The organism is Variovorax sp. V116 (assembly GCF_041154435.1).
In the GTDB taxonomy this organism is placed as follows: domain Bacteria; phylum Pseudomonadota; class Gammaproteobacteria; order Burkholderiales; family Burkholderiaceae_C; genus Variovorax; species Variovorax paradoxus.
Genome location: NZ_AP028661.1, coordinates 2,448,013 through 2,470,336, shown reverse-complemented (window position 1 = coordinate 2,470,336; position 22,324 = coordinate 2,448,013). Strand labels below are relative to the sequence as shown.

The window sequence follows — 22,324 nt, the reverse complement described above, 5'->3', positions numbered from 1 at the left end:
GAGGATGCTCAATCGACGGTGTGCATGGCCTGCCACACGCGCGCCGGGCTCAGCGGCATGTGCAGGCGCGGAGCGCTGGCCGCAAGGCCGTTGCGCGCGAAGGCGTCGGCCACGGCGTTCACGATGGCGGGCGTGGCGCCGATGGTGCCCAGCTCGCCCACGCCCTTCACGCCCAGCGGGTTGTTGGCGCACGGCGTCGACTCGTCCATCTCCATGTGGAACATGGCCTGGACGATGTCCGCGCGCGGCGCCGCGTAGTCCATGAGGCTGCCGGTGAGCGGCTGGCCGGTTTCGTTGTCGTACACCACCTGCTCGTACAGCGCCTGGCCGATGCCTTGCACCGCGCCGCCTTCGAGCTGGCCGCGAACGATCATCGGGTTGATCACGCGGCCCACGTCATTGACCGAGCTGTAGGCCACCACGCTGATCTCGCCCGTGGGCGGATCGATCTCGATCTCGCAGACGTGGCAGCCGTTGGGCCAGGTCGGACCGGCCACGGTGCTGGTGGAGTCGACGAATATCTCGCGCTCGGGCTGCTTGCCTGCCAGGGCGAACAGGTCGAGTTCGAGGTCGGTGCCGGCCACCGTGAAGACACCGCGGGTGTAGGTGATGTCGTCGATGGCGGCTTCGAACTCCTGGGCTGCGAGTGCGCGCGCCTTGTCGATGGTGCGTTCGGCGCCGATGCGGACCGCCGAGCCGCCGGTGAAGAGAGAGCGCGAACCAGCGCTGCCGAAGCCGTCGCCGCGGTCGGTGTCGCCGAGCACGACGCGCACCTTCTCGATCGGCACGCCGAAGGCATCGACCGCCAGCTGCGCAAGCGAGGTGGCAATGCCCTGCCCCATGGCGTTGACGGCGGAGAACACCTCGATCACGCCATCGGCCTGCACCGAGACCGTGACGCGCTCCTCGAACACATTGCCGCCGGTCCATTCGAGAAAGGTGGCAATGCCCAGGCCGCGGTGCTTGCCGTTGTTCGCCGACTCGGCGGCCCGGGCGTCGAAACCCTGCCAGTCGGCCAGCGCCAGCGCCTGGTCCATCACCGACTCGAACTTGCCGGTGTCGTAGGTCTGCGCCATCGGGTTCTTGTAGGGCATCTGCTCGGGGCGGATGAAGTTGCGGCGGCGCAGCGCGATGCGGTCGATGCCGATCTGGCGGGCGGCCTCGTCCATCAGGCGCTCGATGGTGAAGATCGCCTCGGGACGGCCCGCACCGCGGTAGGCGCCAGTGGGCGCGGTGTTGGTGAGCACCGCCTTGAAATGGAAGTCGATGGTCTGGATGTCGTAGACGCTGGTCTGCACCCAGGGGCCGATCAGCAGTTGGATCGCAACGCCGGTGCCGGTGGCATAGGCCCCGACGTTGGCCAGCGTCCTGATGCGCAGCGCAAGGATCTTTCCGTCCGCATCGAGCGCGAGCTCAGCCCTGGCCTCGATGTCGCGGCCGTGCGCGCTCGAAAGAAACTCCTCGCTGCGGTCGGCCACCCACTTCACGGGGCGCCCGACCTGCAGCGCCGCAAACGCAACGGCAATGTCCTCCGGATAGGCGCCGGTCTTCATGCCGAAGCCGCCGCCCACGTCGCCCACCACCACGCGCACCTTTTCCTTGGCGAGGCCGATGGCGGCGCACACCGAATCGCGCACGCCCGACGGCATCTGGGTGCTCATGCGGATGGTGAGGCGGCCCGATTCGGCGTCAGGCGCGGCGAGCACCGAGCGCGGCTCGATGGTCAGCGCCACCACGCGCTGGTTGACCACGTCGAGCGCCACCACGTGCTTGGCCTTGGCAAAGGCGGCGGTTGCGGCGTCGCTGCTGCCATGGCGCATTTCGGCGGCGACGTTGCCGGTGGCCTCCTCGCACAGCAGCGGCGCGCCGTCGGCGGTGGCGCTTGCGAGGTCGACCACCATGGGAAGCGCTTCGTAGTCGACCACCACCGCCTCGGCGGCATCGCGTGCCTGCTGGACGGTTTCGGCCACCACCGCGGCCACGGCCTCGCCCACGAAGCGGGCTGTGCCATGCGCCAGGGCCAGGCGCGGAGGGCTGGCGCAATCGCTGCCGTCGGCCCGCTTGAAGCCCACGGCGCCCGGCATCGGCTTGACGCCGGCCTCGGCCAGCTCGGCGCCGGTGATCACGCGCAGCACGCCGGGCATGGCGGCAGCGGCGGCCGTGTCGATCGACACGATGCGCGCATGCGGATAGGGAGACCGAAGGAAGACGAGATGCGTCTGGCCGGGGAGCGCGACGTCGTCGGTATAGCGGCCTGCGCCGGACAGCAGGCTCTCGTCCTCGAGGCGGCGCACTGCCTGGCCGCTGCCGAAACGGGTGGGGATGGAATCAGTGGTCAACGTGGTCCTCTTGGGCAGGCCTGTACCGGGCGACGCCGGCCCGGCGGGTCCGCATGGAGTGTGCAAATGGGAAGCAGCACTATATGGGCTTCGGATAGTCTTGTGCGCTTCACGGGCAGCGCCTGTGGCGCCCGGGCCGCAATCGTTTGCCTTCCCGCTGCGGGACGGGCATTTTCCCGGCCTCGGCCGAAGCCCGGGCGAAGCCGTGTATACCTACGGCCATGCAACAACTGCCCTGGCTCGAACCCGGCGACGCACTGCCCGACCCCGCCTCCGCCTGGGGCGAGCACGATCCCGTACCCGGCCTGCTCGCCGCCGGCGGAGCGCTCGACGTCGACACCCTGGTGCACGCCTACGGCCGCTGCGTGTTCCCCTGGTTCAGCGAAGACCAGCCGATTCTCTGGTGGAGCCCCGATCCGCGCATGGTGCTGCAGGTGGCCGAATTCAAGCTCCACCGGTCGCTGCGCAAGACGCTGGCGCGGTTCACCCAGACCGCCGGCTGCGAGGTGCGCATCGACCATGACTTCGCCTCGGTCATCGCGGCCTGCTCGCAGTCGCCGCGCACCGGCCAATCGGGCACCTGGATCGTGCCGGACATGGTGCAGGCCTACATGGCGATGCACCGGGCCGGCCACGCGCACAGCGTGGAGACCTGGATCGACGGCCAGCTCGCGGGCGGCCTCTACTGCGTGGGGCTGGGGCGCGCGGTGTTCGGCGAATCGATGTTCACGCGCCGTCCGGACGCCTCCAAGATCGCGCTGGCCGCGCTGGTATGCCTGTGCCGCCGCTTCCAGGTGAAGATGATCGACTGCCAGCAGAACACCTCGCACCTGGCCAGCCTGGGCGCCCGCGAAATGTCGCGCAGCCGCTTCGTGGCGCACGTCGCCCGGGCCCGGGAACAACAGGGCCCACAGTGGCATTTCGAGCCCGTATACTGGGCAGAACTCCTTTCCGCGCGACCTTCCGGACCGACGTGACGCACCTCAAGGATCTTCCGCTTCACACGCTGCAGTTCTACGCGACGGCGCCCTATCCCTGCAGCTACCTGCCGGACCGCCAGGCCCGCTCGCAGGTGGCCACGCCCAGCCACCTGATCCACAACGACGCCTACTCCGACCTGGTGCTCAGCGGCTTCCGGCGCAGCGGCATGTTCACCTACCGGCCCTATTGCGACGGCTGCCGCGCCTGCATACCGCTGCGCGTGCTGGTCAACAGCTTCCAGCCCAGCCGCAGCCAGCGCCGCGCCGTGAAGCAGCACCAGAACCTGCTGGCGCGCGTGCTCAAGCTGTGCTTCGTGCCCGAGCACTACAAGCTCTACCTGCGCTACCAAACCGGCCGCCACGCCGGCGGCGGCATGGACCACGACAGCATCGACCAGTACACCCAGTTCCTGCTGCAAAGCCGCGTCAACTCCAGGCTGGTCGAATTCCGCGAGGCGCTGCCCGACGGCACGGCCGGCGCGCTCAAGATGGTGTCGATACTCGACGTGCTGAACGACGGTATCTCCGCGGTCTACACCTTCTACGAACCCGACAGCAGCGCCGGCTACGGCACCTACAGCGTGATGTGGCAGATCGAGCAGGCGCGCAAGCTCGGCCTGCCGCACGTCTATCTCGGCTACTGGATCGAAGGCAGCGCCAAGATGAACTACAAGGCGCGCTTTGCGCCGCACGAGCTGCTGATCGACGGACGCTGGCAAGCACCATCCGATTTCACAAGGTAAAATGGCGCCCGGTCCACACCGCATCGCGCCATGAGAAAAAACCAATCCGACGTTCCTGCCGTTCCAGTCATCCAGGTGATCGAGCGCATGTTCGCGCTGATCGACGTGCTCGCCTCCCGCGAGGAGGCCATTTCGCTGAAGGAAATCAGCGAGAAGACGGGCCTGCACCCCTCCACCACCCACCGCATCCTCAACGACCTGGCGGTCGGCCGCTTTGTCGACCGGCCCGAGGCCGGCAGCTACCGTCTCGGCATGCGGCTGCTGGAACTCGGCAACCTCGTCAAGGGCCGGCTCAACGTGCGCGACGCAGCCCTCGGGCCGATGCGCGAGCTGCACAAGCTCACCCAGCAGCCCGTCAACCTCAGCATGCGCCAGGGCGACGAGATCGTCTACATCGAGCGCTCTTACAGCGAGCGTTCGGGCATGCAGGTGGTGCGCGCCATCGGCGGGCGGGCCGCCCTGCACCTGACCTCCACCGGCAAGCTGTTCCTGGCGGCCGACGATCCGCAGCGCGTGCGCAGCTACGCCACGCGAACCGGCCTGGCCGGCCACACGCGCAACAGCATCACGCAGTTGCCCGCGCTCGAGCGCGAGCTGTCGAAGGCGCGCCAGTACGGCATTGCACGCGACAACGAGGAGCTCGAGCTGGGCGTGCGCTGCATGGCCGCCGGCATCTACGACGACCAGGGCAAACTGGTGGCGGGATTGTCGATTTCCGCACCCGCGGACCGGCTCGACGAAGGATGGCTGCCCAAGCTGCAGGCCACGGCCAACGAGATCTCGGGAGCGCTGGGCTACAAGGATGCCGCAGCGGCGGCGGCCGCGGGCCCTGCGGCAATCGGTGCCAGCAGCGCTTCAGGCCCCAGCGGGGGCTGATCGGCCGGCCCCGCCGGCGGTTCTCGACATGCCGCCCCTGTTCGGGGCGGCGGGTTCGATCAGCCGGCGACCTGGTAGGCCGCAGTGCTGCGCGATGCAGCCGGCGAGCCCGTCGAGGCGTGCGTGGCCTCGACCCAGCGGCGAACACGTTCCGCATCGGCAATGCGGCTGAACTTGCCGGCCGAATCCAGGAACACCATGATCAGCTTGCGCCCCGCCACCTTGGCCTGCATCACGAGGCACTGGCCGGCTTCGGAGATGTAGCCCGTCTTCTGCACGCCGATTTCCCAATCCGGACTCTTCACGAGACGGTTGGTGGTGTTGAACTGCAGCACGCGGTTGCCCACCTCGACCTGGTATTCAGGCGAGGTCGACAGCGAGCGCACCGTGGCGTCGGAATAGGCGGCATTGACGAGCAGCGCGAGATCCTGCGCGCTCGACTGGTTGCGGCTCGACAGGCCGGTGGGCTCCACGTAGCGCGTGTCCTTCATGCCGAGCATCTTCGCCTTGGCATTCATGATGCTCACGAAGGTTGCGAGGCCGCCGGGATAGGTGCGGCCCAGTGCATGCGCCGCACGGTTCTCGCTCGACATCAGGGCCAGGTGCAGGAGCTCGCCACGCGACAGCGTGGTGCCGACCGTCAGGCGCGAACGGCTGCCTTTTTCGGTGTCGACGTCGTCCTGCGTGATGGTGATCAGTTCGTCGTTGGGCAGATGCGCTTCGCTGATCAGGAGGCCGGTCATCAGCTTGGTGAGCGATGCGATCGGGAGCACCGCATGGTCGTTCTTGCTGAACAGCACTTCGTGCGTGTCCTGGTCGATCACCAGCGCAACGCTCGACTTCAGGTCGAGCGCGTCGTCGGTTCCGTGCAGGCCGGCCAGTTGCCCGAAGGACTGGCGCGCCGGCGTTTCGACGCGAACCACCGAGCGTCGCTGCACGGCAACCACGGTCTTGCCGTTCTTCTGGCGAATGGAAGCCACCACGTTGCGGCCGCCACGGACGACCTTCTCGCTTCTGTCGGCGACCTTGACGCCACGCGGCGCCTTGCCGGAGCGTTTGACTTCCACCGGCACCGGTCCTGCGGACTTCTTGGCCACGGAGGTCTTGGCTGCGGTTGTTTTTTCCTTCTTGGCGGCCTGTGCACCGGACAGCAAAAACGCCGTGGCGCAGAGCGCGACGGCGACGAATTTGACTGCGGGCAAGAACCGCTGGCTGGAAACTCGGCGGGGGCGGGTTTCGGGCATTAATAAATCTCCAGCGGCGAAATTGAGAACCGCAGTGTATCCAAATCAAAAAAGGCACGCAATATCAGTTACTTGCGTCCTGTTCTTCAATCGAATAACAAGAATCGCCTGTCACCTAACCTTGTGCCGCCACTTTCTCAGCTTGGCTCTGTAACTTGTTGAGCGCACTCAAATAAGCCTTTGCCGACGCGACCACGATGTCTGGATCTGCCCCGACACCGTTGACCACCCGCCCCGCATTTTGTAACCGAACTGTAACTTCTCCTTGGCTTTCTGTCGAGCCACTGATCGCATTCACCGAGTAAAGCACCATTTCGGCGCCGCTCTTGACATGCGATTCGATGGCCTTGAGAGAAGCATCGACCGGGCCATTGCCATCGGATTCACCAGTGACTTCCTTGCCCTGGACGGTGAAGACAACCTTGGCCTGGGGACGTTCACCGGTTTCACTGTGCTGCGAGAGCGAGACAAAAGCAAACTGTTCGTCAACGTTCGAGTGCTCTTCAGCGCTGACGAGCGCGAGGATGTCCTCGTCGAAAATTTCGGACTTGCGGTCCGCCAGTTCCTTGAAGCGCAAGAAGGCGGCGTTAATGTCGGCTTCGCTGGCCATGGTCACGCCCAGTTCCTGCAGCCGCTGCTTGAATGCATTGCGCCCGCTGAGCTTGCCCAGCACGATCTTGTTGGCGGCCCAGCCCACGTCCTCGGCCCGCATGATCTCGTAGGTGTCGCGGGCCTTGAGCACGCCGTCCTGGTGAATGCCCGAGGCGTGCGCGAAGGCGTTGGCGCCCACCACGGCCTTGTTGGGCTGCACCACGAAGCCGGTGGTCTGGCTCACCATGCGGCTCGCAGCCACGATGTGCGTGGTGTCGATGTTGAGGTCCAGTCCGAAGTAGTCCCTGCGCGTCTTGACCGCCATCACCACCTCTTCGAGCGAGCAGTTGCCCGCACGCTCGCCCAGGCCGTTGATCGTGCATTCGACCTGGCGCGCGCCGCCGATCTTCACGCCCGCCAGCGAGTTGGCCACGGCCATGCCAAGGTCGTTGTGGCAATGCACCGACCAGATCGCCTTGTCGCTATTGGGAACGCGCTCGCGCAGCATCTTGATGAAGTTGCCGTAGAGCTCGGGAATGGCGTAGCCCACGGTGTCGGGCACGTTGATGGTGGTGGCGCCCTCGTTGATCACGGTCTCCAGCACGCGGCAGAGAAAGTCGGGATCGCTGCGGTAGCCGTCCTCGGGGCTGAACTCCACGTCGGACACGAGGTTGCGCGCAAAGCGCACGGCAAGCTTCGCCTGCTCGTGCACTTCGTCGGGCGACATGCGCAGCTTCTTTTCCATGTGCAGCGGCGAAGTCGCGATGAAGGTGTGGATGCGCCCGCGCGCCGCGCCCTTGAGCGCCTCGGCGGCGCGCGAGATGTCGCGGTCGTTGGCGCGCGACAGGCCGCACACGGTCGATTCCTTGATGATGTCGGCGATCGCCTTGACGGCCTCGAAGTCGCCGTTCGAACTGGCTGGAAAGCCCGCTTCGATGACGTCGACCTTGAGCCGCTCGAGCTGCTTGGCGATGCGCATCTTCTCGTCGCGCGTCATCGAGGCGCCGGGCGACTGCTCGCCGTCGCGCAAGGTGGTGTCGAAAATAATGAGTTGGTCGGTCATCGTGGATCTCCTTGGTTCCTCTTGATCATTTCGCACCTTGCGCATACGGCGGGGGACGGCGTCAGGCGAGCTCAACCACCGATTGTGCGCTGTGCGCGCCGCGGGTCCGCGAGCGCTGCACGCCCGAGACAATGGCCTTCAGCGAAGCGGAGATCACGTTCGCGTCGATGCCCACGCCAAACAGCGTCTGCGCCTCGTCCACGCGCAGCTCGAGGTACGCCACCGACTTGGCATCGGCACCCGCGCCGATGGCGTGCTGGTGGTAGTCCATCACGCGCACGGTATGGCCCGTGGCCTTGCTCAGCGCCTGGGTGAAGGCGTCGATCGGCCCGTTGCCGCGGCCTTCGATGGCGCGGATCTCGCCGTCCCAGGGCAGGTCGCCGCGCAGCACCACCGAGGCGCTGGCGCCCTCGCCTTCTTCCTCGATCACGCGGTGCTGCAAAGAATGCGCGGCCTCGAGGCCGTATTCGCGCACGAACAGTTCCCAGAGGTCGGCGGCAGTGAGCTCTTTGCCGGCCACGTCCATCACGCGCTGCACGGTCTGCATGAATTCCATCTGCAGGCGGCGCGGCATCTCGAGGCCGTATTCGCTCTCGAGCAGGTAGGCCATGCCGCCCTTGCCCGACTGGCTGTTCACGCGAATCACGGCCTCGTAGCTGCGGCCCACGTCCTTCGGATCGATCGGCAGGTAGGGCATGTCCCAGATGTCGCCGTCCTTGCGCGCCGCGAAGGCCTTCTTGATCGCGTCCTGGTGCGAACCCGAGAACGAGGTGTAGACGAGATCGCCCACATACGGATGGCGCGGATGCACCGGGATCTGGTTGCAATGCTCGACCGTCGCGCGGATCTCGTCGATGTTCGAGAAATCGAGCTCGGGCGAAACGCCCTGGGTGTAGAGGTTGAGCGCGACGTTCACGAGGTCGAGATTGCCGGTGCGCTCGCCATTGCCGAACAGGCAGCCCTCGATGCGCTCGGCCCCCGCCATCAGCGCCAGTTCGCCGGCCGCCGTGCCGGTGCCGCGGTCGTTGTGCGGATGCACGCACAGCACGATCGAATCGCGGCGCGCGAGGTTGCGGTGCATCCACTCGATCATGTCGGCAAAGATGTTCGGCGTGGAATGCTCGACCGTGGTGGGCAGGTTGACGATGCACTTGCGCTCTGGCGTCGGCGCCCAGACTTCCGTCACCGCGTCGACCACGCGCTTGGAGAACACGACGTCGGTGCCCGAGAACATTTCGGGCGAATACTGGAAGGTCCACTGCGTGTTCGGCTGCTTCGCGGCAAACTCGTTGAACATGCGCGCATGGCTGCTCGCGAGTTCGACGATCTGGTCTTCGTCCATGCCGAGCACCACGCGCCGCATCACGGGAGCCACCGCGTTGTAGAGGTGGACGATGGCGCGCGGCGCGCCCTGCAGCGATTCGAAGGTGCGCGCAATGAGGTGGTCGCGCGCCTGCGTCAGCACCTGGATCGTCACGTCGTCGGGAATGCGGTCTTCCTCGATGAGCTTGCGCACGAAGTCGAATTCGATCTGCGAGGCAGAGGGAAAGCCGACTTCGATTTCCTTGAAGCCGATCGCCACCAGCGTCTCGAACATGCGCATCTTGCGCGCGATGTCCATCGGCTCGACCAGCGCCTGGTTGCCATCGCGCAGGTCGGTCGACAGCCAGATCGGGGCCTTGGTCAGCACGGCATCGGGCCAGGTGCGGTCCTTGAGGCCGATCGGGGCGAATGCGCGGTATTTGGCTTGAGGTTGCTTCAGCATGTCGATTTCTCTGTGATGGTTGGAATCAACCAGCAACCCCAAAAACAAACGGCCCGTTGCTGGTGCGAACGGGCCGTGGTGAGGGATTTGCGCGTGCGCTACCGTCTCCGCCCGTGAGGGAGGGCTAGTAGGGCCAGCAGCGAAATCTTGGTCATGAGGGTTGTGAATGTAGCACAAGCCGGCTTCAGTTATGCAAGCCCCGCTCGTCGGGCTCTTCGGTCGAGGTGCTGATCACGCTCGCCTGCTGCCCCTTGGCCTTGCGCCACGCGTAGACCACATAGCCGCTCAGGCCATAGGCCACGAAGAGGCCGAAAAGCACCGTGGGCGGATGGATGTTGATGACCGCGATGCCGAGCGCGATGAGCACGATCACCACGAAGGGCACGCTCTTTTTCATCTGGACGTCCTTGAAGCTGTAGAACGGCGCATTGGTGACCATGGAAAGTCCGGCGTAGAGCGTGAACGCGAAGGTGATCCACGTGATCTGCGTCCACGAGAGATACAGCACCTCGCCGCCGCGCTTGCCCCACTCGGTCATGAGCCAGATGAAGCCGGCCACGAGCGCCGCCGCCGCCGGGGACGGCAGCCCCTGGAACCAGCGCTTGTCGACCACGCCGGTATTGACGTTGAAGCGCGCCAGCCGCAGCGCCGCGCAGGCGCAGTAGACGAAGGCCGCGATCCAGCCCCAGCGGCCCAGTCCCTTGAGCGACCATTCGTAGGCGATGAGCGCAGGAGCGGCGCCGAACGACACCATGTCGGACAGCGAATCCATCTGCTCGCCGAACGCGCTTTGCGTGTTGGTCATGCGGGCCACGCGGCCGTCCAGGCTGTCGAGGATCATTGCGGCGAACACGCCGATCGCCGCGAGGTCGAAACGCGCATTCATCGCCATCACGATCGAATAGAAGCCCCCGAACAGCGCAGCGAGCGTGAACAGGTTCGGCAGTATGTAGATGCCCTTGCGGCGCTTGCGCGGCGGCACTTCGTCGGGAACCGTGTCGTCATGCATTGAATTTGCCTCCGTCCCTCGTGGGCACTGCGCGAACAGCTATCCATCCGATAGCTTCCTGGTCTGTAAATCGCATGGGTTCGCAGTGTAGTTCAGGGGGGATGGTCCGCCCCCTCATGAAAAAAGGCCACCCCGGCGGGTGGCCCTCGGAAAACGGGTGCCGCGGCACCCGCTTCATTGGCGGATCAGTTGCGGGTCTGGTCGACCAGCTTGTTCTTCTTGATCCACGGCATCATCGCGCGCAGCTTCTCGCCGACGACTTCGATCTGATGCTCGGAGTTCAGGCGGCGGCGGCTGATCAGCGTGGGAGCGCCGGCAGCGTTTTCCAGCACGAAGCTCTTGGCGTATTCGCCGGTCTGGATGTCCTTGAGCACTTGCTTCATGACCTTCTTGGTCTCTTCGGTCACGATGCGCGGGCCCGTGACGTACTCGCCGTATTCGGCGTTGTTCGAGATCGAGTAGTTCATGTTGGCGATGCCGCCTTCATAGATCAGGTCGACGATCAGCTTGAGCTCGTGCAGGCATTCGAAGTACGCCATTTCGGGCGCGTAGCCGGCTTCCACCAGCGTCTCGAAACCGGCCTTGATCAGCTCGACCGTGCCGCCGCACAGAACCGCCTGTTCGCCGAACAGGTCGGTCTCGGTTTCTTCGCGGAAGTTGGTCTCGATGATGCCGGCCTTGCCGCCGCCGTTGGCGGTGGCGTAGCTCAGCGCGAGGTCGCGCGCCTTGCCGCTCTTGTCCTGGTGCACAGCCACGAGGTGGGGCACGCCGCCGCCTTGCGTGTAGGTGCTGCGCACGGTGTGGCCGGGGGCCTTGGGAGCGACCATCCACACGTCGAGGTCGGCGCGCGGCTGCACGAAGCCGTAGTGCACGTTGAAGCCGTGCGCGAAGACCAGCGAAGCGCCTTCCTTGATGTTCGGTGCCACGTCGTTCTTGTAGACGCTGGCGATCTGCTCGTCGGGCAGCAGGATCATGACCACGTCGGCGGCCTTCACGGCGTCGGCCACTTCGGCGACCTTGAGGCCGGCCTTCTCGACCTTGGGCCAGGAGGCGCCGCCCTTGCGCAGGCCGACCACGACCTTGACGCCGCTGTCGTTCAGGTTCTGCGCATGCGCATGGCCTTGCGAGCCGTAACCGATGATTGCGACCGTCTTGCCCTTGATGAGGCTGAGGTCGGCGTCCTTGTCGTAGTAAACCTTCATGATGCGTCTTTCCTATTTAATCTCTGGCACCCCCTGCGCAGGGGTGCGTTCACTCACAGTTGGCCGGAGGGATTCCGGTCCTTCATTTGCTGGTTGATGGACACGAGGTTGTCGTGAATGCGGAACAGCAGGATCAGCAATTCGCTGTAGACGCGAACCATGATCGCGCCAAAAATCAGGATCGCGAAGCCGGTAAGAATGCCTCTGAAGCCGCCGCTGAAGAGCGCGCCCACGCCGGAAATCAATACCACCAGCAATCCCAGGAAATACAGTATCCGGATGACGATCGGGGTGACCATCTTCTCGAAGCCCAGCAAGTCTTGCATTACCTTCTCCTCGTGCCTTGGTTTAGAACAGTGGAACTGAGGGGATCTTCACCCCCTACACGCGCAGGATGCGCTCGCCGCGCCCGATGCCGCTGGCACCGGTGCGGACAGTCTCGAGGATAGCGCTACGGTCGATCGCTTCCAGGAAAGCGTCGTTCTTGCCGTGGTCGCCGGTGAGTTCGATGGTGTAGCTCTTGTCCGTGACGTCGATGATGCGGCCGCGGAAGATCTCGGCCATGCGCATCATTTCCTCGCGCTCCTTGCCGACTGCGCGCACCTTCACCATCATGAGCTCGCGCTCCGTATACGCGCCTTCGGTCAGGTCGACGACCTTCACCACTTCGATCAGCCGGTTGAGATGCTTGGTGATCTGTTCGATCACGTCGTCGGAGCCGGCGGTGACGATGGTCATGCGCGAGAGGCTCGCGTCCTCGGTCGGCGCGACGGTCAGCGATTCGATGTTGTAGCCGCGGGCCGAGAACAGGCCCACCACGCGGGAAAGAGCACCCGGCTCGTTTTCCAGCAGCACTGCAATGATGTGTTTCATGTTTGCGTGACTCCTCTTTTCGCCTGCGCGGAAGCTTTCGCTTTCGCCGCCCTCCCCCGCGCACGGTAATGCGCAGGCTCGGCGGGCAATAGATTCGTCAGTAAAGGGTTAAAAGCAAATGCGCCGCAGACCGGTCAGAGGTCTTCGGAGCCCAGCAGCATCTCGGTGATGCCCATGCCGGCCTTGACCATCGGGAACACGTTCTCGGTGGGGTCGGTGCGGAAGTCCATGAACACCGTGCGGTCCTTGAGCTTGCGTGCTTCGCGCAGCGCCGGCTCCACGTCCTGTGGACGTTCGATCAGCATGCCGACGTGCCCGTAGGCCTCGGCCAGCTTCACGAAATTGGGCAGCGCATCCATGTAGCTGTGGCTATAGCGGCCGGAGTATTCGATCTCCTGCCACTGGCGCACCATGCCCAGGTAGCGGTTGTTGAGCGAGCAGATCTTGATCGGCGTGTTGTACTGCAGGCAGGTGGAGAGCTCCTGGATGCACATCTGCACCGAGCCTTCGCCGGTGATGGTGAACACTTCCGAATCGGGCTTGGCGAGCTTGATGCCCATGGCGTACGGAATGCCCACGCCCATGGTGCCCAGGCCACCCGAATTGATCCAGCGGCGCGGCTCGTCGAAGCGGTAGTACTGCGCCGCCCACATCTGGTGCTGGCCCACGTCCGAGGTGATGTACGCGTCGGCGTCCTTGGTCATGTTCCAGAGCGTTTCGACCACGTACTGCGGCTTGATCACGTCCTTGTTGCCGCGGTCGTACTTGAGGCAGTCGCGCGAGCGCCAGGCCTCGATGGTCTTCCACCAGTCGGCCAGCGCGCCGGCGTCGGGCTTGGTGGTGCTCTCGCGGATCATCGAGATCAGCTCGGTGAGCACGTCCTTCACGTCGCCGACGATCGGGATGTCGACCTTCACGCGCTTGGAGATGCTCGACGGATCGATGTCGACGTGGATGATCTTGCGTTCGTTCGTCGCGAAGTGCTTGGGATTGCCGATCACGCGGTCATCGAAGCGCGCGCCCACGGCCAGCAGCACGTCGCAGTTCTGCATGGCGTTGTTGGCTTCGATGGTGCCGTGCATGCCCAGCATGCCCAGGAACTTGCGGTCGCTCGCCGGATAGGCGCCCAGGCCCATCAGCGTATTGGTGACCGGGTAGCCGAGCATGTCGACCAGCGTGCGCAGTTCGTTGCAGGCGTTGCCCAGCAGCACGCCGCCGCCCGTGTAGATGTAGGGGCGCTTGGCGTTCAGCAGCAGCTGCAGCGCCTTGCGGATCTGACCGCCGTGGCCCTTGCGCACCGGGTTGTACGAGCGCATCTCGACCTTGTCGGGATAGCCGGCATACGGGGTCTTCTTGAAGGAAACGTCCTTGGGCACGTCCACCACCACCGGGCCGGGGCGGCCGCTGCGTGCGATGTGGAAGGCCTTTTTCATCGTCATGGCCAGATCCTTCGGATCCTTGACGAGGAAGTTGTGCTTCACGATGGGGCGGGTGATGCCCACGGTGTCGCATTCCTGGAAGGCGTCCAGGCCGATGGCGGCGGTGGGTACCTGGCCCGAGATGATCACCATCGGGATCGAGTCCATGTACGCCGTGGCGATGCCGGTGACGGCATTCGTGAGGCCGGGGCCCGAGGTAACCAGCGCCACGCCGACCTCGCCGGTGGCGCGCGCATAGCCGTCGCCGCGTGGACGGCTGCCTGCTCGTGGCGCACCAGCACGTGCTGGATGGTGTCCTGCTTGTAGAACGCGTCGTAGATGTACAGAACCGCGCCGCCGGGATAGCCCCAGATGTACTGGACGCCTTCGGCCTGCAGTGCCTTGACCAGCACTTCAGCGCCCATGAGTTCTTGCGTTGGGTTGCCGGCGCCAGAGGACGCGGCTGCTGCGGAAGCGAGTTCCGCCTTCGAGATTTCCATGATCAACCTTTGGAGTTTTTTCGGGAACGAAAAACCTTGGGTGCCCCTTGCCAGCCCTTGTGGGGCCGCGCCAGGACTTGAGGCCAAAGCCATGAGCGGACTGATGTTCCGCCGGACCTTGACCCGTTTGCCTTTTGACTTGCAGCGCGGATTATGACATTGATGAGCCAGCCGCCGCGCAAAAAACCCGGTGAAAAGGCACCGGGGCATAATCCGCGGCAGAAAAACATAAGCGCTTCCCGACATCCATTCCCCACGCGGCGCCCCCCGGCGCCCCCTCTCGCTTGGCCACTGAACAAGAACTTTCCGACTTTCTGAAGAGCGTCGAACGGCGCGCTTTCAAGCGCTCGGTCTACCACGTGCGGGACGAGGAAGCCGCGCTCGACATCGTGCAGGACAGCATGATGAAGCTGGCGCAGCACTACGGCGACAAGCCGCCGGAAGAGCTGCCGATGCTGTTCCAGCGCATTCTTTCGAATTGCACCCTCGACTGGTTCCGCCGTCAGAAGACCCGCCGCGCCCTGTTCTCCAACCTCGGCGACTTCGAATCTGCCGGAGACGACGGAGATTTCGATCTGCTGGAGAACTTCGTCTCGCCAACCGACTCCAGAGAAACGGAGAGTGCCGAGGACACGACCCGCCGCGCCCAGATCTTCCACGAGATCGAAGAACAGATCGCGGCTTTGCCAGGTCGTCAACGCGAGGCTTTCCTGATGCGTTACTGGGAAGAAATGGATGTGGCGGAGACGGCCGCTGCAATGGGCTGCTCCGAAGGCAGCGTCAAAACCCATTGTTCGCGGGCCGTGCACGCCCTGAGCAAGGCGCTCAAAGCCAAGGGAATTTCGCTATGAACACTAAGGTTCCAACCTCTTCTTTTGCTGCCGAGGATCAATTCGGCCGGCGCATCGCTGCGCGGCTGTCCGAGGGCAACCAGGAGCTACCGCACGACATCGGCGAGCGGCTGCGGGTCGCGCGCGCGCAAGCCGTCGCCATGCGCAAGCAGGCACCCCAGCTGCGGGCGGCCTCGACGGTCATGCAGTCCGGCCATGTGGCAACGATGGGCGGCGGCTGGTGGACCCGCATCGGCTCGGTGGTGCCCCTGCTTGCACTGGCTGCAGGGCTGATCACCATCAGCGTGATGCAGGACGAGGACCGGGCGAGCGAATTGGCCGAAGTCGATTCCGCCCTGCTGACGGACGATCTTCCCCCTGCCGCCTACACCGACCCTGGTTTTGCCCAGTTTCTCAAGGTCAAGGCGGATGGCGCTTCCGACTGAGTCATTTCTCTGTTGAACGAATGCGACGCCCTCCCGTTTCCCGCACCGATACGCCTCGCCCGCTGCGCCCGCCAACGTCGGGCGCTGTCATTTGGGCGGGTGTCCTTGCCGCCGCGTTGTTCGGCCTGACGCTCGCCAGCGCCCAGACGCATTCGGAGCAGCCGCTCAAATCCGCCGGCAGCGGCGCACAGGCGGCGGGTTCGCCGCCATCCGCCTCGAAAACCGCCCCGGCCACCCGGCCGTACTGGAGCGAACTCAGCGCGAAGCAGCAGCAGGCGCTGCGGCCGCTCGCGCCGCACTGGCACGCCCTGAACCCGGGGCACAAGCGCAAATGGCTGGCACTGTCACGCAACTACGCGAACATGTCGGCCGATGACCAAGCCACCTTGCACAGCCGAATGATCGAATGGGCCGCCCTGAGCAATCAGCAGCGGGCCCAGGCGCGCCTCAACTTTGCCGAGGTGAAACGCGTCCCTGCCGACGAACGCAAGGCCAAGTGGGAGGAGTACCAGGCCCTGAGCGAGGAAGAAAAGCGCCGGCTGGCGGAGCGCGCGCCCGCCAAGCCGCGCGGCGCTGCCATTCCGGTGCGCCCGGTTCCTGCGCAGAAGCTGGTGACGGTGCCGGCCGTGACGCCGGCGGGGCAGCACACCCCCCGCATCATGCTGGCCCCGCCTGCCGCTTCCGTGCCAGCCACGGTGCCCGCCGCCATCATGGTGGCGTCCCCGCCGGAACGCATCCCGTCCGCCGTCTCCGCGCCCTCCCCATCCGCCACCATGTCGCAGCCGACTCCGGCCGAGGCCCAGGTACCCATGCCATCATCGGCGGCCGCCCCGGTTTCGCCGCCATCGTCGCCATCACCGTCCGCCTCCAACCCTGCAGGCCGTGGCGCCGAGCAGCCCTTGCCCCCCTGATTCCCAAGGTTTCGATGGCTTCAAATTCTTCCGAGTTCTCGGAATCGAATCCCTCTTCATCGCTCGCAGATACCCCCTCCAGCGCTCCTCTTCTGATAGTGCCCGGCCTGTGGCGGCGAATGGCATGCTGGCTGTATGAAGGCATGCTGCTGTTCGCCGTGGTGTTCGTTGCGGGCTGGCTGTTCAGCACGCTCGGCCAGATGCGGGACGCCATGGATTCCCGCCGGCACCTGCTCCAGGCCTTCCTGTTCGTGGTGTTCGGCGTCTATTTCGTCTGGTTCTGGACCCGGGGCCAGACGCTGGCCATGAAGACCTGGAACATCCGCATCGTCGATGCGCACGGACGCCCGCTCACCCAGGCCCGCGCGCTCCTGCGCTACCTGCTCAGCTGGATCTGGTTCCTGCCGCCGCTGGCCGCCATCGCGCCTTTCAAGCTTTCGGGCGGAGAATCCACGGTGCTGATCTTCGGATGGGTCGCCGTCTGGGCATTGCTGGCGCGCTTTCACCCCGAGCGCCAGTTCTGGCACGACGCCTGGGCCGGTACGCGGCTCATAACCTCCAAGCCGATGAGCCGCCGATGAGTGCCCTGCCCAAGCTTCCCGACCCCGCCGTGAACCCGCAAAAGGCCCGCAAGGGCCTCGAGCGCGTGTGGCATGCCACCCTGATCTCGCTGCACGGCCTTCGCGCGGGCTGGAGCGAGCCGGCGTTCCGCCAGGAAGCCATCATGGCCGTCGTGATGATCCCGGCGGCCTTCTGGCTCGGCCGCAGCTGGGTCGAAGTGGCCCTGCTCGCCGGCAGCGCCATCCTCGTGATGATCGTCGAGCTGCTCAACACCGCAGTCGAAGCCGCCATCGACCGCATCGGCCCCGAATGGCACGACCTCTCCAAGCGCGCCAAGGACATGGGCAGCGCCGCCGTGCTGCTGTCGCTCACCCTGTGCGGCGGCATCTGGCTGGCGGCGCTGTGGCATCGCTTCGCGTCATGAAGATGCCCGCCGCACGAGGCATGATGGCGGCATGAATCCTGAATTTTCGATCTGTGTGTATTGCGGTTCGCGACCCGGCGAGCGAGTCGAGTTTTCCAAGGCCGCGGAAGCGGTCGGCCAGTGGATCGGCGCGCACCGCGGCCAGCTGGTCTACGGCGGCGGACGCACCGGCCTGATGGGCACGGTGGCCGAGGCCACCCGCAACGCCGGCGGCCGCGTGGTCGGCATCATTCCCAAGGCGCTGGTCGACCGGGAACTGGCCAATCCCCTGTGCGACGAGCTCCACGTGGTCGACACCATGCACGAGCGCAAGGCCATGATGGGCGAGCGCGCCGACGCCTTCGTCGCGCTGCCGGGCGGCATTGGCACCTTCGAGGAACTGTTCGAGATCTGGACCTGGCGCCAGCTCGGCTACCACGACAAGCCCACCGGCATCCTCAATACCGCCGGCTACTACGACGGCCTGCTGGGCTTCCTGGCGCACAGCGTGCGCGAGGGCTTCATGGGCGATTGGCAGATGGAACTGATCCGCACCGGCACCAACCCCACCGAACTGCTCAGCGCGCTGCGCGCCGAGGTGCCCCTGCACCCCCGCAACGACCGGCTGGCCGAAAACCTGTAGCGCGCTTCCCGGAGCGGGCCTTTTTCAGACGGCGTTCTCGTTTTCCTCGCCGGTGCGGATGCGCACGATGCGCTCCACGCCGGTGACGAAGATCTTTCCGTCGCCGATCTTGCCGGTGCGCGCGGAATTGACGATGGCTTCGATGCAGCGCTCCACGTCGCCTTCGTTGACGACCACTTCCACCTTCATCTTCGGCAGGAAGTCGACCACGTATTCCGCACCACGATAGAGCTCGGTGTGCCCCTTCTGGCGTCCGAAGCCCTTGACCTCGGTCACTGTGAGGCCGGTAACGCCCACCTCAGCCAGGGCTTCGCGTACGTCCTCGAGCTTGAAGGGTTTGACGATGGCGGTGATCTGCTTCATGGTTTTTGCGCTCCGGCGGTTTCGTTGAACTTGCTGGTGATAGGGTAACGCCAATCCTTGCCGAAACTCCGGTGGGTCACCCGAATGCCCACAGGCGCCTGGCGCCGCTTGTATTCATTGATCTTGATGAGCCGCGCAACCCGCTCGACCACCGCGCGCTCGTAGCCGGCGGCGATGATCTCGTCGATGCCCTCGTCGTCCTGCATGTAGCGTGCCAGGATGCCGTCGAGGATGTCGTAGGGCGGCAGGCTGTCCTGGTCGGTCTGGTCAGGCCGCAGCTCGGCGCTCGGGGGCCGCGTGATGATCCGGTCGGGAATCGGCGAGGCGCCGGTGCCGTACGGGTCGTGCGCATTGCGCCAGCGGGCCAGCGCGAACACCGTGGTCTTCAGCAGGTCCTTGATGACCGCGAAGCCGCCCGCCATGTCGCCATAGAGCGTGCAGTAGCCGGTGGCCATCTCGCTCTTGTTGCCGGTGGTGAGAACGATCGAGCCGAACTTGTTCGACAGCGCCATCAGCAGCGTGCCGCGGATGCGGGCCTGGATGTTCTCCTCCGCCGTGTCCTCGGGCAGGCCCTTGAACTCATCAGCGAGTGCGCCCTTGAACGACTCGAAGGTGTGCTTGATCGAGATCTCGTCGTAGCGCACGCCCAGGCGGGTGGCCATTTCGCGCGCGTCGATCCAGCTGATGTCGGCGGTGTAGGGCGAAGGCATCATGACGGCGCGCACCTTGTCCTTGCCGAGTGCATCGACCGCGATGGCAAGCACCAATGCGGAGTCGATGCCGCCCGAGAGCCCCAGGATGGCGCCAGGAAAGCCGTTCTTGCCGATGTAGTCGCGCACGCCCAGTACCAGTGCATCCCACAGCTGGGCTTCCGCTTCGCGCGGCGCAGCGATGGCCGAAGGCGCCGCCACCACTTCCACGCCCTGGGGCGAGCGCTCCATCTGCATGAAGACCAGGCTCTCCTTGAAACTCTCGGCCTGCATGGCCAGCGCGCCATCGGCCTGCAGCGCAAAGGAGGCGCCATCGAAGACCACTTCGTCCTGCCCGCCCACCAGGTGCGCATAGACCAGCGGCAGCCCGACGGCGCGCGCCCGGTCGGCCATCCGCGCCACGCGCTCGCCTTCCTTGCCGACGTGGTACGGCGACGCGTTGATGACGGCCAGCACTTCGGCACCCGCCGCGCGGGCCAGTTCGGCCGGTTCGTCGAACCAGGCGTCCTCGCAGATCAGCACGCCCACCGAGACGCCGCCGGCCTCGAACACGCAGGTGCCCTGCCCCGGCGTGAAATAGCGGCGCTCGTCGAACACCTGGTAATTCGGCAGCTCGCGCTTGGCGTAGGTTTCGAGGATGCGGCCTTCCTTGATCACGCTGGCGGCGTTGTAGCGCATCTGCACTGCCACCGAGCGGCTGCGCAGGCTGCCGCCGGTCGGATGCCCCACCACCACGACCATGTCTTTGAGATCGGCCAGTGCGGCGGCAATGCCTTTCACGGCATCATCGCAAGCTTCGGTGAAGGCGGGACGCAGGAAAAGATCCTCTGCCGCATAGCCGGCGATCGAGAGTTCGGGCGTCAGCAGAAGGCGTGCACCTTGGGCGTGGGCCTGGCGCGCGGCATCGACGATTTTCCTGGCGTTGCCGGCGAGGTCGCCCACCACAAAATTGAGTTGCGCGATGGCGAGCTTGAGCGTCATACGGAAGGAAGAAAAAGGCTTGAACGATTATGTCATTCGGGTGGTGGCGTCGCTGTCGGACCTGGACCCGAAAGCATGGAACGCCCTCCTCGCGGCCGAGGCGCAGCCCTCGCCCTTCATGCGCCATGAATACCTTTCGGCATTGCACGACAGCGGCAGCGCCTCGCCCGAAAGCGGCTGGATGCCGCAGTTCATCACCCTGTGGCGCGGCGAGGAACTGCGGGCGGCCTGCCCGGCCTACATCAAGACCCACTCCTATGGCGAATATGTCTTCGACTGGGCCTGGGCCAACGCCTACGAGCAGCATGGGCTTGCCTACTATCCCAAGGCGGTGGTGGCCGTGCCGTTCACGCCGGTGCCCGGCGCACGCCTGCTGGCGCGCGATGCGCAGGACCGCACGCTGCTGGTGCAGGCACTGGTGGCCTGGTGCAGGAAGGAAGAACTGTCGTCGCTGCATCTGTTGTTCGGCGCGGACGCCGACATTGCCGCCTGCACCGAAGCGGGCCTGATGCTGCGCAACACGGTGCAGTTCCACTGGACGAATGCCGCCCCGGGGGAATCAGGCGAGACAGCCGGCTACGCGGACTTCGAAGCCTTTCTTGCCAGCCTGTCGCACGACAAGCGCAAGAAGATCCGGCAGGAGCGCCGCAAGGTGGCCGAGGCCGGCGTGACCTTTCGCTGGTCGCGCGGCGCAGACATCGCCCGGTCGGATTGGGATTTCTTCTACCGCTGCTATGCGCGCACCTACCGCGAGCATGGCAACCCGCCCTATCTTTCGCGCGACTTCTTCCAGCGCATGGCCGACACCATGCCCGAAGCCTGGCTGCTGTTCGTCGCCGAGCGCGGAGGAAAGCCCATCGCGGCGAGCCTGATCGCGCTGTCCACCCACGGGGACGACGCGCTGGTGGCCTATGGCCGCTACTGGGGCGCCGTGGAGCGCGTCGACTGCCTGCATTTCGAGGCCTGCTACTACCAGCCGCTGGCCTGGTGCATTGCCCACGGCGCCCGGCGCTTCGAAGGCGGGGCGCAGGGCGAGCACAAGATGGCGCGCGCATTGATGCCGGTGAAGACCACCAGCGCGCACTGGCTCGCGCACCCCGGCTTCGCCGACGCGGTCGAACGTTTTCTCGAGCGCGAGGGCGAAGGCATCGAGAACTACATGGACCACCTGGGCGAACGCAGCCCCTTCAAGGCCGGCTGAGCAGCCGGCCGCGAACACCCGGGAAGCCGCTTACTTCTTGTAGGCGGCGATGCCGTCGACGATTTCCTTCTTGGCCGCGTCGATACCTTCCCAGCCCAGCACCTTGACCCACTTGCCGGCTTCCAGGTCCTTGTAGTGCTCGAAGAAGTGGCTGATGGCCTTCAGGCGCATCGGGTTCACGTCGTCGACCGACTTCCAGTGGCTGTAGATCGGCAGCACCTTGTCGGTGGGCACGGCCAGCACCTTGCCGTCGACGCCGGCTTCGTCCTCCATCATCAGGATGCCCAGGGGGCGGCAGGGCACGACCACGCCCGGCAGCAGCGGGTACGGCGCGATCACCAGCACATCGACCGGGTCGCCGTCGCCGGAGAGGGTCTGCGGCACGTAGCCGTAGTTGGCCGGGTAGTACATCGCCGTCGTCATGAAGCGGTCGACGAAGATCGCGCCCGATTCCTTGTCGACTTCGTACTTGATCGGGTCGGCATTCATCGGGATTTCGATCACGACATTGAAGGCGTCGGGGATGTTCTTGCCGGGGGAGACTTTGTCGAAGGACATGACGTTTTCGAGTAGTTGAAAAGTATGAGGGGAGATGGGGACAAACCCGGAGTTTACTTTCCGTGTCACGGCCCGGTCGCACGCGTTCTTGTTTTTGCCTGTAAATTGCACCCG

At 65.3% G+C, this 22,324-nt stretch carries 21 protein-coding genes and 1 pseudogene; 10 read left to right on the top strand and 12 right to left on the bottom strand.

Annotated elements, in window-relative coordinates; genetic code table 11:
* Positions 1-8: 8 nt before the first annotated feature.
* Positions 9-2,339 carry a xanthine dehydrogenase family protein molybdopterin-binding subunit gene (locus tag ACAM58_RS11700; RefSeq protein ID WP_012747489.1) on the bottom strand — a complete coding sequence of 777 codons (2,331 nt, stop codon included), beginning with the start codon at positions 2,337-2,339 and terminating at the stop codon, positions 9-11.
* 221 nt (positions 2,340-2,560) lie between these two features.
* On the opposite strand from ACAM58_RS11700, the gene aat reads away from it, so the two are divergent.
* The 3 genes from aat to ACAM58_RS11685 are packed head-to-tail and all read left to right on the top strand — an operon-like array spanning position 2,561 to position 4,938.
* Positions 2,561-3,316 carry a leucyl/phenylalanyl-tRNA--protein transferase gene (aat, locus tag ACAM58_RS11695; protein ID WP_012747488.1) on the top strand — a complete coding sequence of 252 codons (756 nt, stop codon included), beginning with the start codon at positions 2,561-2,563 and terminating at the stop codon, positions 3,314-3,316.
* Positions 3,313-4,062 carry an arginyltransferase gene (locus ACAM58_RS11690; RefSeq protein ID WP_012747487.1) on the top strand — a complete coding sequence of 250 codons (750 nt, stop codon included), beginning with the start codon at positions 3,313-3,315 and terminating at the stop codon, positions 4,060-4,062. Before aat ends, ACAM58_RS11690 begins: the two co-directional genes overlap by 4 nt.
* A 30-nt stretch (positions 4,063-4,092) precedes the next feature.
* Positions 4,093-4,938, top strand: coding sequence for an IclR family transcriptional regulator (locus ACAM58_RS11685; protein ID WP_012747486.1), 846 nt, complete (start codon positions 4,093-4,095; stop codon positions 4,936-4,938).
* 59 nt (positions 4,939-4,997) lie between these two features.
* Here ACAM58_RS11685 and ACAM58_RS11680 read toward each other — a convergent pair whose 3' ends face one another.
* From ACAM58_RS11680 to ACAM58_RS11645, 8 genes and pseudogenes are all read right to left on the bottom strand, one after another.
* A complete protein-coding gene (locus ACAM58_RS11680; protein WP_012747485.1) occupies positions 4,998-6,182 on the bottom strand; it encodes a serine hydrolase in 1,185 nt (394 codons plus the stop codon).
* 115 nt (positions 6,183-6,297) lie between these two features.
* A complete protein-coding gene (locus tag ACAM58_RS11675) occupies positions 6,298-7,836 on the bottom strand; it encodes a 2-isopropylmalate synthase (protein WP_012747484.1) in 1,539 nt (512 codons plus the stop codon).
* 61 nt (positions 7,837-7,897) lie between these two features.
* Positions 7,898-9,601, bottom strand: coding sequence for a 2-isopropylmalate synthase (gene leuA, locus ACAM58_RS11670; RefSeq protein ID WP_012747483.1), 1,704 nt, complete (start codon positions 9,599-9,601; stop codon positions 7,898-7,900).
* 184 nt (positions 9,602-9,785) lie between these two features.
* Entirely contained in the window at positions 9,786-10,610 is an 825-nt protein-coding gene (pssA, locus tag ACAM58_RS11665; RefSeq protein ID WP_012747482.1) for a CDP-diacylglycerol--serine O-phosphatidyltransferase, read from the bottom strand.
* 185 nt (positions 10,611-10,795) lie between these two features.
* On the bottom strand, positions 10,796-11,812 hold the full coding sequence (gene ilvC, locus ACAM58_RS11660) for a ketol-acid reductoisomerase (protein ID WP_012747481.1): 1,017 nt from the start codon (positions 11,810-11,812) through the stop codon (positions 10,796-10,798).
* A gap of 53 nt (positions 11,813-11,865) precedes the next feature.
* Positions 11,866-12,138, bottom strand: a complete 273-nt coding sequence (locus ACAM58_RS11655) for a DUF4282 domain-containing protein (protein WP_012747480.1) — start codon at positions 12,136-12,138, stop codon at positions 11,866-11,868.
* Positions 12,139-12,193: 55 nt separating this feature from the next.
* A complete protein-coding gene (gene ilvN / locus ACAM58_RS11650; RefSeq protein WP_012747479.1) occupies positions 12,194-12,685 on the bottom strand; it encodes an acetolactate synthase small subunit in 492 nt (163 codons plus the stop codon).
* 134 nt (positions 12,686-12,819) lie between these two features.
* Positions 12,820-14,603 (bottom strand): annotated as a pseudogene (locus ACAM58_RS11645) (acetolactate synthase 3 catalytic subunit).
* 284 nt (positions 14,604-14,887) lie between these two features.
* On the opposite strand from ACAM58_RS11645, the gene ACAM58_RS11640 reads away from it, so the two are divergent.
* The 6 genes from ACAM58_RS11640 to ACAM58_RS11615 are packed head-to-tail and all read left to right on the top strand — an operon-like array spanning position 14,888 to position 18,397.
* Positions 14,888-15,454 carry an RNA polymerase sigma factor gene (locus ACAM58_RS11640; RefSeq protein WP_012747477.1) on the top strand — a complete coding sequence of 189 codons (567 nt, stop codon included), beginning with the start codon at positions 14,888-14,890 and terminating at the stop codon, positions 15,452-15,454.
* A complete protein-coding gene (locus ACAM58_RS11635) occupies positions 15,451-15,879 on the top strand; it encodes a DUF3619 family protein (protein ID WP_012747476.1) in 429 nt (142 codons plus the stop codon). Before ACAM58_RS11640 ends, ACAM58_RS11635 begins: the two co-directional genes overlap by 4 nt.
* Positions 15,880-15,899: 20 nt before the next feature.
* Complete coding sequence (locus ACAM58_RS11630) at positions 15,900-16,790, top strand: DUF3106 domain-containing protein (protein ID WP_012747475.1); 891 nt, start codon at positions 15,900-15,902, stop codon at positions 16,788-16,790.
* Between the two features lie 14 nt (positions 16,791-16,804).
* Positions 16,805-17,371, top strand: a complete 567-nt coding sequence (locus tag ACAM58_RS11625; RefSeq protein ID WP_026284176.1) for an RDD family protein — start codon at positions 16,805-16,807, stop codon at positions 17,369-17,371.
* On the top strand, positions 17,368-17,775 hold the full coding sequence (locus ACAM58_RS11620; protein ID WP_012747473.1) for a diacylglycerol kinase: 408 nt from the start codon (positions 17,368-17,370) through the stop codon (positions 17,773-17,775). The genes ACAM58_RS11625 and ACAM58_RS11620 overlap by 4 nt, the downstream gene beginning before the upstream one ends.
* Before the next feature lie 31 nt (positions 17,776-17,806).
* Positions 17,807-18,397, top strand: coding sequence for a TIGR00730 family Rossman fold protein (locus ACAM58_RS11615; RefSeq protein WP_012747472.1), 591 nt, complete (start codon positions 17,807-17,809; stop codon positions 18,395-18,397).
* Positions 18,398-18,421: 24 nt separating this feature from the next.
* On the opposite strand, the gene ACAM58_RS11610 is transcribed toward ACAM58_RS11615, so the two are convergent.
* Positions 18,422-18,760 carry a P-II family nitrogen regulator gene (locus ACAM58_RS11610; RefSeq protein ID WP_012747471.1) on the bottom strand — a complete coding sequence of 113 codons (339 nt, stop codon included), beginning with the start codon at positions 18,758-18,760 and terminating at the stop codon, positions 18,422-18,424.
* Positions 18,757-20,451, bottom strand: a complete 1,695-nt coding sequence (locus tag ACAM58_RS11605) for an NAD+ synthase (RefSeq protein ID WP_012747470.1) — start codon at positions 20,449-20,451, stop codon at positions 18,757-18,759. Before ACAM58_RS11605 ends, ACAM58_RS11610 begins: the two co-directional genes overlap by 4 nt.
* A 19-nt stretch (positions 20,452-20,470) precedes the next feature.
* Here ACAM58_RS11605 and ACAM58_RS11600 point away from each other — a divergent pair, with 19 nt between their 5' ends.
* Positions 20,471-21,652 (top strand): GNAT family N-acetyltransferase, encoded by a 1,182-nt coding sequence (locus tag ACAM58_RS11600; protein WP_012747469.1) that lies wholly within the window; start codon positions 20,471-20,473, stop codon positions 21,650-21,652.
* A 30-nt stretch (positions 21,653-21,682) separates the two neighbouring features.
* Here ACAM58_RS11600 and ppa read toward each other — a convergent pair whose 3' ends face one another.
* Positions 21,683-22,210 carry an inorganic diphosphatase gene (gene ppa, locus ACAM58_RS11595; protein ID WP_012747468.1) on the bottom strand — a complete coding sequence of 176 codons (528 nt, stop codon included), beginning with the start codon at positions 22,208-22,210 and terminating at the stop codon, positions 21,683-21,685.
* Positions 22,211-22,324: the final 114 nt, after the last annotated feature.